General features: G+C 45.7%; 11 protein-coding genes. 3 read left to right on the top strand and 8 right to left on the bottom strand.

Translation table 11 applies throughout. The features are described from left to right. Positions 1–8 precede the first annotated feature (8 nt). From H3H32_RS35960 to H3H32_RS35930, 7 genes are all read right to left on the bottom strand, one after another. Positions 9–704, bottom strand: coding sequence for a DUF2220 domain-containing protein (locus H3H32_RS35960; RefSeq protein ID WP_182460492.1), 696 nt, complete (start codon positions 702–704; stop codon positions 9–11). Next, on the bottom strand, positions 640–1,119 hold the full coding sequence (locus H3H32_RS35955) for a DUF3375 family protein (protein ID WP_182460491.1): 480 nt from the start codon (positions 1,117–1,119) through the stop codon (positions 640–642). Before H3H32_RS35955 ends, H3H32_RS35960 begins: the two co-directional genes overlap by 65 nt. A gap of 374 nt (positions 1,120–1,493) precedes the next feature. Further along, positions 1,494–1,817, bottom strand: a complete 324-nt coding sequence (locus H3H32_RS35950) for a nucleotidyltransferase family protein (protein ID WP_182460490.1) — start codon at positions 1,815–1,817, stop codon at positions 1,494–1,496. A 1-nt stretch (position 1,818) separates the two neighbouring features. After that, entirely contained in the window at positions 1,819–4,494 is a 2,676-nt protein-coding gene (locus tag H3H32_RS35945; RefSeq protein WP_182460489.1) for a DUF4132 domain-containing protein, read from the bottom strand. Between the two features lie 455 nt (positions 4,495–4,949). Beyond that, positions 4,950–5,342: a hypothetical protein gene (locus H3H32_RS35940; RefSeq protein ID WP_182460488.1), complete on the bottom strand. Its 393-nt coding sequence runs from the start codon at positions 5,340–5,342 to the stop codon at positions 4,950–4,952. A gap of 316 nt (positions 5,343–5,658) precedes the next feature. Beyond that, on the bottom strand, positions 5,659–7,020 hold the full coding sequence (locus H3H32_RS35935; protein WP_182460487.1) for a sensor histidine kinase: 1,362 nt from the start codon (positions 7,018–7,020) through the stop codon (positions 5,659–5,661). A 1-nt stretch (position 7,021) separates the two neighbouring features. Beyond that, entirely contained in the window at positions 7,022–7,999 is a 978-nt protein-coding gene (locus H3H32_RS35930) for an acyl-ACP desaturase (protein WP_182460486.1), read from the bottom strand. Between the two features lie 160 nt (positions 8,000–8,159). Here H3H32_RS35930 and H3H32_RS35925 point away from each other — a divergent pair, with 160 nt between their 5' ends. Then, positions 8,160–8,903 carry a lysophospholipid acyltransferase family protein gene (locus H3H32_RS35925; protein ID WP_182460485.1) on the top strand — a complete coding sequence of 248 codons (744 nt, stop codon included), beginning with the start codon at positions 8,160–8,162 and terminating at the stop codon, positions 8,901–8,903. Between the two features lie 71 nt (positions 8,904–8,974). Further along, entirely contained in the window at positions 8,975–9,538 is a 564-nt protein-coding gene (locus tag H3H32_RS35920) for a tol-pal system YbgF family protein (protein ID WP_182460484.1), read from the top strand. A gap of 24 nt (positions 9,539–9,562) precedes the next feature. Here H3H32_RS35920 and H3H32_RS35915 read toward each other — a convergent pair whose 3' ends face one another. Beyond that, a complete protein-coding gene (locus H3H32_RS35915) occupies positions 9,563–10,951 on the bottom strand; it encodes a sigma-54-dependent transcriptional regulator (RefSeq protein WP_182460483.1) in 1,389 nt (462 codons plus the stop codon). Positions 10,952–11,140: 189 nt separating this feature from the next. Between H3H32_RS35915 and H3H32_RS35910 the strand changes: the two genes are divergently transcribed. Beyond that, entirely contained in the window at positions 11,141–12,922 is a 1,782-nt protein-coding gene (locus H3H32_RS35910) for an ArnT family glycosyltransferase (RefSeq protein WP_182460482.1), read from the top strand. Positions 12,923–12,966 lie beyond the last annotated feature (44 nt).

Genomic DNA, 12,966 nt, shown 5'->3' with positions numbered 1-12,966 from the left:
GAACATCCCTACTTAATCAGAGAAATATTTCTGCTATTTTTTTGCACCCACCCTTCCCCCAACCTCTCCTGCTCCACACGCCAGCCGTTTTGGTTAAGTAGCTGAAACAGGGATTGTTCTTCCTCCGTCAGATACGGCAACTCCATTACGGGTGTTGTTTCACCTGTGGTAATGAGATGCTTATGTGCATCGAACGTAGCTCGGTCCATAAGCAGAGATTGGGTGTTGGGGAATAGTTTGCGGCACTGGTCCAGTATCTGAAAACCGTGGGCGTCCAGGTCTCCCCAATAGTAGAGTTGTTTGTCGTGAAGCCAGTCGGTGCCGCCCAGCAATGTAACGGCGAAACCACCACCCCAGATGGCGATGCTGTCGGGGAAGGTCGGGAAGGTCAGAAAGGTGGTCAGGTTTTCGACGATGAATACGCGGCTTCCACCCAGATGCAACGTGCGAAATTCGCTCAACCACACGCTGATGTGCGATAACGTAGGGTGTACACGTAACGATGCATCCAGAAACCGAATTTTAACCATCGGCTCCTCTACGTACAGGTGAAAGCGTTTGTAGAAATCCGTTTCGTCGGCGTTCAGATGCTCCGGTATCAGGTAGTCTAGCAACGTGCGCAGAATAGGTCGGTTGCTTTCAATGAACTTGGTGGGCAGGGCAATCGGCTGTATTCGGTACCAGTTCGCGCAGTTTCTGGACAATATCTAAAAAGCGGGATTCAGTACCGACGAAACTTCTTTTTTGCATAAGCGATGCTACCCAGCCGAGCACCGTTTCCATATCGGGCGTGAGCGAGTGCAGGTCGTCGCCCTGATCGTTGGTGTAGAGCGTCAGGTAGCCTTCACGTACCCAATCCTTGATAAGTTTGGTGGCTTTTTCATCGTAACTCATCATCACGCTGATCAGGCTATCGTCATCAGCGTCACCCCATATTTCCAGAAAATCGGCCAGATTACCCACCAGTCGTTCGTTGGTCAGTGCGGGTGAATAGTTATCCGCTTTGAAGGCTTCCTGCAAAAAACACAGCACCAAAGCCGGGTTCCGACTCCGAAGCACTTTAATTGGAATGGGTGTCCAGTCGGCGTTGAAGAAGGACTGGTAGCGTGGGTAATTCACATGGATAGGCAGTTGGGTAGCAAACGATTTTAAAGATAAGAAAGCCCGTACACTTTGTGAAGTCCAAGCGGAGTTATTCGCGTTGTCGAATCCTATTTATGCGAATACCTCTAATCGCGTCCAGAATATCTACTAGCCATTTACGAACATCATCATTCATAAATTACCGTTTTTGTCTGCTCCAGTACCGTTATGAAATAAGGATTTTTGAGGGAGCGCTCGGTTGCTAAATCAACAGAGCGGTTCAATACTGACTCTAACGAGTGGGCAATTGTAAAATAGTTTTCTCCGGAGCTTATCGGATCTAAACTTTCGCCAAAATCAATAAGCAACTCAACAACACTCGTCTCCGTAAATCGATCTGGTATAGTATCTTAACGTGCAACTTCATAATCGAATACCAAAACTTTATATAATTTGAGATATTTCTGAAAATATTTACCTCTTATACATTTACTGGTTAGTAAGTCTACATCGCAGTTTAGAATACGTTGAAGATCAATCCATAATAGTAGCAAGGTTCTAGCTTTTATTTCAGGCGAGTTTGTGCGTAATTCCACAAATAGATCAATATCACTCTTACCTTCTATAAAACGGCCATCGACAATAGAGCCAAACGCATAGAGTTTATTTACTCCATGTGCCTGACAAACGGCTCGAATGGCAGGCAGTCGAGCCGAAAAATAAGGATGAAGCATATCAGGATCTAATCTGACGAAGAATGGTTGAATCCGTTATTTTCTCATCGTTGGCCAGAAGCATTGCTTTACTTACAATCATTGAAAGCATTTGGTCGCCCTCAAATGGCAAATAGAGTTTCTCAGCGGGTCTGAGTTTGGTGCCATCTGGCACAATGCATAAGTACTGGTCATTGGGCTCCATTAAAATATTACCACTACCCATGTGGATTTTATAAGTTCTAACTTGACCAGACACCACTAAAAAATTACCACTGAAACTACATTTCGACGCTATTTTCAGTCTGGAAATCAAGTTTTTCAATACCTGCCTCCGAATCCCTGAGGATTCAGACAAATCCCCGAATGCAGCGTTGTTCCAATACGTCCTGACAGAGCCATCGCCACGGTCCTGCCAGTTAGGATCGTTGGCAATACTCGTTACGCCCACAAACAGATCAACATCCCGCATCAACTCAGAAAAAACAACGGCTGGCACACTATCCAGATTGATAGGTTGTTTACAACGATAAAAACGAACCTGATCGGTTGTGAGATGGGCCGAGCCGTGAAAATTACTACGCTGTCCTAGCCAGGCTTCATCTACCAGATACTCTACCATGAGTTCCCAGGCAGGCACTCGCTTTGTGGGCTGGTTAGTAGCCATTGCATTGGGTGTCCAATTTCTGGCTTTACACAACGCCCCAAAGTGATCTCGATTTAGAATGTGGCCTGCAAACCGATTCGAATAACTATAGGTTGCCAATTCTGCATCGGTAATGATATACACCTCCCGAAAGGCTTGTTTGAAAGGTTGCACAATCTGGTTGGCGATCATATAGGTGCGCCAGTTGAGTATGTATTCGGCATTAAAACCAATTGGGTGCCAAAGCTGCACGTTTGTCTTTTCGTCAAGCCAGGTCAAGGGCTGTCGGTGTACGTCAACAAACTGATTATTATTCCAAATACCCTGGCCTTTTTGCAAACCATTATCAAAATGCCAGATCAATTCTTTACCCAGAACACCAACTAACGGATGAGTAATATAGAGATCAAACCAGGTCTGATAGGCCCAGGTACGATTTTTCAGGTAAAACCCTTCAATCCGGTCTTTTTGGGCAGCTAGTAAACCCGCTATTTCTTTAGTAGTTGCTTTAAATCGTTTTAGATCATTAGCGAATTCACCCTTCAAGGTTGCCGGAACCGATGCCTGTATTCTCTCATTGGGTCCGACCCAGATTAATGCCGTTTTTTTATAGGTTTCTATGGAAAATTTCGCGGTAAAATCGCCTATTTCCTGCATCAATTCATGGTTCTGGTTGAGACCATAATCGGACACACACATTTCCTCAACCTGATCTGGGGTCAGGTTGAGTTTCTCCCCAATTTTCTTCAAGGCCGTTTCCAGCCTGCTCTGAATATTCTTGTTTTTAATTTTTGAACGTAACCGAGTTAATTTAGGAATTCCGATTTGGGTAGGCAGTTGTGTATAGATATGAATGACATCCACACACTCTGTAGGATTTTTTATCCCAAACTCATCTACCAGTTTAATTAACTGTTTATCCTGAACCACAACAGCCGAGTGAAGAATGCCTCTCAGAATTCTACCTCCCAACGTATAATAAAAATAGTAGCCATTTTGAGTCGCAATGTTTGCCTTGTTGCGGTAGTTTGCCCCGTACACGTTTCGTACCCATTCTGGACTGGATGCGTCCTTAAGGTTCTCGGCTATGGGGCCTGCCAGAAGGGACCCATATTCTTTTAAACGCTTCTCTTTCCAGGGGTTATTTTGGAGACTTTCTGCTGCTTTTTCAAGGAGTTTCCTGATCCAGGCAATTGATAGATTGGTATAGGTTTCTTCACCAATCCGATCAATCAATTCACGCAACGATTTATACCATTTAGAACCAGGCATGGTTTTGTGGCTATCTAATGTGAGGAATAGCGTAAATAAATCCTCCCATTCCGTGCCATTAGGAATTTCAATACCCAAAAGCTTCTTTCTAGCATTATTGCTTATGCCTGCTGATAGATCTTCCTGATTTTCACACAGTAGATATACATCCAAGCGCGAGAAATTAGCGGCTGGTATTTCTTTTATTTCATGGAGTAATTCGAAAATTTGAGTTCCAATGGAAATGTCACAAACAAAGTAATTTTGAGCTTCTTCTTTTGGCCGGTAGTCGTAACAGCAAGCATAAATACGTTTTGTTGAACCATATTCAGCTAACAATGAATTTAGTATTTTAACAACCCCAACAGTATTGTTTTTTTTATAATCTCCTTCATTTATATAGGTTGGAATCAAGACCTGACGGCTGTCGAAATTGATTTCTATAGCATCTTCCTTTTTAGCAATACTAGTCGCTTTCCCTGCCAAGTGAGCAGCTAATAGTTCACCTATAAACTGATAATTCTTCTCATCGTCATGCCACAAATAAAAATGGTCGATATGCTGTTTTTTTAGAAACTGCCCAAAATCTGCCAAATCCGATGCGGAGCATTCAACAAAGTCAACGTTGGGCGTATCCTTAGGAAGAACAGGAGAAAACTGATAGCCAAGTCGTTCCGTTTCCTGTTGTGAGTAAGTTTCGTTTGAAATTCGCAGGTAGCTATTTACAAAATAAGGTCTACCACTTTTTAATAACTCATTAGGCAAATCAAGTGATTCTAATTGTTGCACTACCTGCTTCATCAGACATAACTCAGCCCAGATAAATTGTATTAAAAATTCATATTTGCTTCCATCATCGCCCCAGAAAGTATTGTTTGTGCAAAAAAAACGGTTAGGATGTGAATATACCTCAAGAACCTGGTTGACTAAAGCGATTAGTATAAAGTGTGCGAATTGGCCAAATTTATTTTCATTATACTCGATTGGTTGCGATTCCCAAATTTGATCCAAACAATGAATCGTAACTGTCATACTGGAACTATATGAGTAGCCCGCTTGCTCAAGCTTTTGGGTTTCAATTTTTTCAAAAGGAACTTTAGCCAGTGTCAGTAATTCTTGGGCAATATCTTTAATGTAATTTTCATCAAAACTTTGCTTTTCGCTTTCGGAATTTGTGAAATTTCCCATCCAAAACCGTTTATCGTTTAGCAGTTTTTCAAAAAATGGGGTAGTGACTAAATTTATATCAATAATACTCATCCTCCTATCAGCGGAATTAGTTTAATAAATGAAACGGTTGAAGACGGCGCTAGCTCAAGTTGTTCTTCCAATTCTGTAAATTGGTGGTGGTCAACCAACAAAAAGAAACCATTGGTTTTAAAAGCTTCTAAGGCGAGATAGTATTGTTTTTCAGCATCAACTAATTTTCGTTCAGCCAGTTTATGACCGTTCAAAATCGTTTCTGCTTCAGTAGGTTGAACTAGTCCCTTAAAATAGTCTGGTCTTTTCCGATTGTGCTCTGCAACTTCATAATAAATTCGTAATCGGATTAGCTCCTGGACAGTAATGTTCGGACTACCTGTTTCCAACAAAAATTCATTGGAAACTTTACCCATCATACTCTCATCTCGTATCGTTATCTGTATCATGCTTTCAGCTTTACGCTTGCAACTGCTCATGCTCAATCGATCAGCTAAAACTACATACACAAGAACGTAATCTTTTTCCGTTTATCTACTTTTAACAAAAAAAAACTACAAATTAACTAGACAAAATATCCAGATAAGGCCAATTAAAATGCCGCATTGAAAGCTGAATCGATTCAGCTTTCAATGCGGCATTTTAGCAAACACAACATAATCAATTGAAAAACAGAATGTTATGCAGACTTATTTTCACCTCTTGGTTAGTACATAGTCGTTTAACCCCAATTTGGAACCTGAACGCAGTCAGAGGTTAAAACGATCAAAACGTCAGGTTAAACGTACTCCCTGCGCCAGAGCGGGAATCGGCGGTGAGTTGGCCGTTGTGGAGCTGCATGATCTGGCGGGACAAGCTCAAACCAATACCGGAGCCGGTTTTCTTGGTGGTGTAGAACGGAATAAAGATCTGCTCCAGTGCTTCAGGTTCAATACCCGGCCCATTGTCCGTCACGCGAATGACTACGTGCGGCCCTAACGATTCCGCACTGATGTTGATAATGGGGATAATACCTTTCTCAACGCTCTCTACGGCATTTTTTACCAGATTCAGGAGCACCATTTCAATTTGGGAAGCATCGGCCCGAATCGCCAGATTGGGTGATCCAACCGTAAACGCAATCTGACACTGAGGAGCATTAGCCTGGGTCAACTGCACAACCGTTCGTAAGAGCGGCTCAACAGGCACATCGGCAAAAATGGGTTGTGGAATGGTGGTAAAATTCCGATAGGCGTCCACAAATTGCATGATACCCGCCCCCCGTTGCTCAATGGTTGTCAGTGCATCGCGCAGGTCATTGATTGACTCGCCAACCACCGAGGGGATCGCATTGAACTCGTTATCGCTTGGTAAAGCAAACGGCAACAAATCGGTCTCGACAATGTCGCGCATAGTGCCCGCCAACGATACAATTGGGGTGATGGAGTTCATGATCTCGTGCCGCAACACCTTGGTCAGGTTCTGCCAGGCATCGAGTTCACGTTGTTGTAATTCCGAACGGATGTTTTGCAACGAGACCACCGTAACCAGTCGTCCCCGCAACCGCACTGCCGTACAACGCACCGACAATTCGCCATCGGCACCCGTCTGATACGAAACCGGTGTAGGCGACGCTTTCGCCGAGAGCAGCAATTCACTTAGTTCGGGATGAGTCGCGTTCAGGTCGTTGAGGGTCCGTAATCGATAAATACCCAATAACCGAAGGGCAGCCTGATTAACCAGCTCCACTTGTCCGCTAACATCAAAAGTCAGCAGGCCAACGCTAACGTGCTGAACAATCGTGTTGACATAGTGGAGGTTGGCTTCTTTTTCGGCCCGTGCCTGTCTGAATGCATCCAGCACTTCGTTGAACTGATCGTTCAGTTCGTAAAAGGAAGGTCCCAGGTTGTTATCGGCCCGAAACGAAACGGCAAAATCGGAATAGCGCACCGATTCCAGAAACCGGGTCAGTTTACGGTTAAGGCTGGTCACATAACGGTACAGATTGACCGTTATCACGACGTGAAGTATGGCTAATGGAAACAACATCAGACCATTAACCTCCTGCAACCAGAAGTACGTTATGGCACTGGTCAGGATAATAATGCCAAGAATACGCCAGCCTATGCCGATAACGAACTGGTTCATGCTATCCCGCAATCCAGCTAAATGGGTACTCGAGGGTAGGCACCTTGGTCCGATCGGCAATCCGACGCAGACGAGCGGGCAGAGCCATTACATAATCGCGCGCGCGCTGACCGGCATCGTTAAGGTCAGTAATCGTATCGATTTTCCAATCAACCAGTAACGATTCAGCAATCTCAATATAGTCGTAGGTTGTGTAAACGCCCAGTCTCTGTGCGGCATCCGAAAAATGGCTGAACGTCTGCCCAATTTTAACCCCTGATTCACGCAGGAAGTGAGCGGGCATCACAATTTTCTTCCGCATCATATCCTCAAACGCCAGCATCATTTCAGAAGGATCGACTTCAAAAATCTGCCGTACAAAATCTTTATAGGCTTTGGCGTGGCGCATCTCATCGGAAGCAATCACCCCGCAAATTTTCGATAACTGATTACAACCGGCCTGTTTGGCTAACGTAGCCGTCCGGCGGTGCGATACGTTGGTTGCCAGCTCCTGAAACGAGGTGTAAACGAAATTGCGATACGGATCTTTACCCGTTCCAATGTCGAAACCATCGGCAATCAGGTATTGGGTAGATACTTCCATCGCCCGCATGTTGACCCGGCCCGATAGATACAGGAATTTATTAAGTAAGTCGCCGTGCCGATTTTCTTCGGCAGTCCAGCTACGAATCCAGCGCGTCCAGCCACCGGGTTCGCCCTGTTGTATGCCTTCCATATCCATCAGCCACGACTCATAGGTAGGCAGCGCTTCTTCGGTAATGGTGTCGCCAACAAGTACGGCTACGTAATCGTACGAAAGTTCGCGGGTGCTTTCCCGCAGTAATTTCACATCGTCCAGAAATGATTCCTTGGTCGAATCGGGCAGTAGATCAGACGGTTGCCAATTGGTTTCAACAGGCTTAAGAAATTCATCAACAGAAGCGTCGATCTTTTCGCCGACGAATCGCATAACATCCAAACGTGTGCCAGATAAAATCATATAACAAGTAACAACGAAACGGTTCAATTTACCTTAGTGACTACAAAGTTCGGCTAAAAGAGTCGATGTTTTAGGTTCGCTTTCGTTTTTCTTCCGACTATAAGCGACTCATGCTTAATTTTGGGATAAACTAGTTGCCCTGCCGACACTTGTCGCCTGTATGAAAAAACTTCTTGATTACCTCTTAAGCTGCGTTTACCTGATTTATTTTGGGTTAGTACTATGTATTTTCCATGTGGCTCAAGCCGTTGCCTTTAATTTATTTGGTCGCCCTGCCCACAAAAAAACGGTCGATTGGATGAACGCCTGTATCGCGTACGGTTGGTACCTCACCGGCAGCACCATTGGCTTTAAACAGCAAACCAGCATACCCACCGACCGGCCCATTATTTTCATAGCCAACCACCAGAGTATGTTCGACATTTCGCCCATTATCTGGTTTATGCGTCGACACACACCCACCTTTGTATCCAAAGTCGAACTGGCACATGGCATACCGGGTGTGTCGTACAACCTGCGCAAAAGCGGGGCTGCCCTTATTGATCGCAAAGACCCCAAGCAGGCGATTGTTGAGATTGCTCGATTGGGAAAGCTTATTCAACAGAACAATTTATCGGCCGTTATTTTTCCCGAAGGCACCCGAACCCGATCTGCAACCGGCGAAATGCGTCCATTTGTAACCGGCGGGGTAGCTACTTTGTTAAAACGGGCGCCTAACGCGCTCGTCGTCCCTATTGCCATTCGGGGAACGGGGCATTTCAACCCAAAAGGATTATTCCCGCTTACCTCATTTTCAAAAATGTCGTGGACGGTGCTCTCGCCCATAGAGCCTGCCGGACGAACACCTGATGACGTCGTACAGCAATCCAGAGCAGACATTGCTAATGAGTTGGGACACGCTTAAATTAGAGAAAAACTCACCCTTGTAGTTATTAATGAAAATTTCGTTTATTTACAAGAAATTTATACCACCGCATGACTCCTGATAAACCGGAACGCCGGACCGGTTTAGATCAAATCGAACCTGTATTAGCTGATGTAGCACAGAAAACTGACCGTCTGATCGAATCAAATGGACAGATTCTTGTCATAGCCACTCGGGCTGATGCCAATGCAGAAATCGCTGCCCGAGGAGTCGCTGATTTGACGATTGAAATGCGTCAGCGATTTGAAAATGTTGATCTCCGCTTTACCCAAGTTAATGAACGATTTGACCAGGTCGACCATCGATTTGTACGAGTGGGCGAACGTTTCGATCAAGTCGATCATCGATTTGTACTGGTGGATGAACGGTTTGATCAAGTAGACCAGCGATTTGTGCGAGTTGATGAACGATTCGACCAACAACAGGCTCAGATGGATCAGCGATTCGACCAACAACAAGTTCAGATTGATCATCGATTTGAGCAACAGCAAAACCAAATCGATGAGCTACGAACAGAAATGCGAGAAGGTTTTGTGCAGGTCAATCAAAAGTTTGAGCAAGTATCACAAACTCAGCAACAAATACTAACCCTGCTCCTGGATCGACTTAAGTAATTACTCGCTCAGAGTAACTACTGCTTACAACCCAAACTTCTCTAATCTCCGATACAACGCCTGTCTTGATAGGCCCAACTCTCTGGCTACGTCGGTAATACTGCCCCGATGCTTTTGCATGGCCTGTTGAATTAGTTGACGTTCCATGTCCTCCAATTGCAGCGTTTCGTTCACAGGCGACACGGATGCCGAACCATTTTTGAAGATAAAATTCGTCGGCTCCAGCAAAGTCCCCTGAGTAGCCCCTGGCACATCAGGCTTAGCCAAAATAACGGCCCGCTCTACAGCATGTTGCAACTCCCGAACATTACCTGGCCAACGATATTGCTTCATTTCCGCTAACAATGCCGGACTCAGACCCGAAATTGAGCGATTATATTGTTTCGCGTATTTTTTCAGGAAATGTTCTGCTAATGGTCCAATGTCGGACGGACGTTCACGAAGGGCAGGTAGATGAAGCTCAATAGTATTGATCCTATAGAGCAAATCTTGTCGGAAAGCCCGCTCGGCAACCCGCTCATTTAAATCGGCGTTGGTAGCGCAAATGAGCCGCACATCAATGGGTCGGGCTTTATTCGATCCAACACGTGTTACTTGTCGCTGTTGCAAAACCGTCAGTAAACGAGCCTGCTGGGCAGGGCTCAGATTACCAATTTCATCCAGAAAAATCGTGCCGCCATTGGCTTCTTCAAACCGACCAGCACGGTCGTCACGCGCGTCGGTAAAAGCTCCTTTTACGTGACCAAACACTTCACTCTCAAACAAGCTTTCAGTCAGAGCACCTACGTCAACGCTGACAAAGGGCTTATCACGCCGATGCGACTGGTCATGAATAGCACGCGCAACCAAGTCTTTACCGGTACCATTCTCGCCCAAAATCAATACGTTGGCATCCGTCGGGGCTACCTGTTCAACGGTATCCAGCACAGGCCGCATGGCCGACCCGATAATGTTCGTTTGTTTGGTTGCTTTTTTGGCTGGCGAAGCTGGACCATCCGCCTTATTCGTATCGTCTGATTGCTGGCTACCGCCGGCTTTACTGATGGCTCCACGAATGGTTTCCAGGAATTTGTCGTTCTGCCAGGGCTTCAGTACAAAGTCAACAGCACCTGCTTTAATAGCCCGTACCGCCATCTCGACGTCGCCGTAGGCAGTAAATAATATGACTCGCGCTTTGGGGTCGATGTCTAAAATACGGTCGAGCCAGGCAAACCCCTCACGACCGCTACTCACATCGCGCTGAAAATTCATATCAAGCACAATGGCATCGTAGCGATTGTTGTTGAGCAGAAACGGCAGTTTTTCAGGATTCTTTTCGATATCTACCGAAGCGACGTGGCGCTTAAGCAGCAACCGGGCTGCCAGCAGTACGTCGGGATCATCGTCGACGAGTAAGAGTTTAGCATCTTGCATACACTAAAGATAACGAGTTAGACGATTTGTTGCACGCTACTCTCGATTCAACAACGAATTACGGTTTTCTTGCGTACTTTGACCCATAAAATTGTCATGAATGGTCTTCCGTAAGGAGGAGTGGTCAAAAGGGGCAACAACCAATTTCTGACTACATACAACCAGTTGCTGGCACTCTATTTTCGTTTAATGGCTGACAATTCTTCTCCTTTTACTGACCGCTGGTTTTATGCCCTTGTGGCCGTTGGCGTATTTCTGAATGCAACGGGCCTGTTCCCACCTGTTATGGAACTCGACGGTGCGCTGTATGCCTGCATTGCCAAACAAATGGCGCAAACTGGCGATTTCATCAACCTCTACGCCGTCGGTACCGACTGGCTCGACAAGCCTCATTTCCCATTCTGGGTCATCGCCCTAAGTTACCGAATTTTCGGTATCAATACATTTTCGTACAAGTTTCCGGCCCTGTTGTTTTTTTTAGGTAGCGTTGTGTACACTTATCAGTTCACTCGGCTAACCTATTCAAAAGTAACGGCCCAAGTGGCTTCGCTGGTGCTTCTGACAGCTTTTCATGGTGTTCTGTCCAATAGTGACGTACGCGCTGAGCCCTATCTGATGCCGCTTATTATCGGACCTGTTTATCATTTTTACCGAGTATTTTTAGGTGACAGAGATGCCATTTCTTTAAGAAATGGCATCTCTAAAAATTGGAGGCACCTTCTGCTAGGCTCCTTCCTAACGGGTTGTGCCCTAATGACCAAAGGCGTTTTTGTACTGATTCCGATTGGGGCCGGTTTAGTATTACATTGGGTGCTGACCGGCCATTGGCGGGAGTTACTCAAAATCCGCTGGTATCTAGCGATTGCGCTCTCATTTGCCTTTACAATCCCCGAAATTTATTGCCTGTATCAACAGTTCGATTTACATCCGGAGAAAGTCATTTTTGGCCAAAAGGGCGTATCAGGTATTCGATTTTTCTTCTGGGATAGTCAGTTTGGCCGCTTCTTCAATACGGGCCCCATTAAAGGGGAAGGCGACAAGTTTTTCTTTGTTCATACACTGTTGTGGGCATTTATTCCCTGGTCGTTACCACTGTATATGAGCCTCGGGCAACGACTCGTCGATTTGGCCAAACGTCGCATCGGACCAACTTTTCAACCTGAATACATTTCGCTGGGATCTGGAATGGCTACGTTCGTTTTGTTTTCGTTATCCGGATTTCAGCTACCACACTACCTGAACATCGTTTTCCCGTTCTATGCAGTACTAACGGCTCAGTTCTTAGTAGGACTTCAAATCTCCAATCTTCGCAAATGGACGATTGCCCAAACCGTTATCGGCATCCTCCTGGTTGTGGTAATGGGGGCGCTTTTGTGGTTAGTTCAACCTGCCGGGCTAAATACAGCTCTTGCCTGGGCATTAACCCTTACAATTCTGCTATTTGTGCTCTTTCGGCAAAACGACCTCCTGTCGCTAATGGGCCGTATGGTGGGGGTAATGTTCGTTGTGGCAGGATCGCTGAATTTATTTTTATACCCGACTTTCCTGCGCTATCAGGCGGGTATGGCAACAGCAGACTATGTCAATACCCAACCGACGCTGGCCAATCGGCCAACTACCTTGTATGAACCAGGTACGGGCGTGGGGGGAGGGAGTTTTTGGTCGTATGAGTTTTATGCCAAAGGACCAACTATGTACGCGCGAACCGATTCGGCTTTACGGGTTCAGGTTCAAACGGGTCCCAAATCTGTTTTTACAACCGCCGAATATGCCGATTCGCTTGCCACGCGCGGCTTCGATGTCCGACAATTGGCCATCTTCCCCTATTATCACGTCAGTCAGTTGACGTACGATTTTCTCAATCCTTCGACCCGCTCAAAAACGTTACTGCCTTATGTGCTGGCAGAAGTGAATATAAAGAGCGCATCGGAACGCCGAACCGGAGTGAAGACCGGGCCGCTGGAGCGGTGAAAGTGCGTTTGATATAAGTGATCTAACACACTTAGTGACGTTGC

Origin of the sequence: Spirosoma foliorum (genome assembly GCF_014117325.1) — a bacterium.
Taxonomy (GTDB): Bacteria; Bacteroidota; Bacteroidia; order Cytophagales; family Spirosomataceae; genus Spirosoma; species Spirosoma foliorum.
Note: the sequence above shows the minus strand (reverse complement) of the source record. Positions and strands in the feature narration are given on the sequence as shown.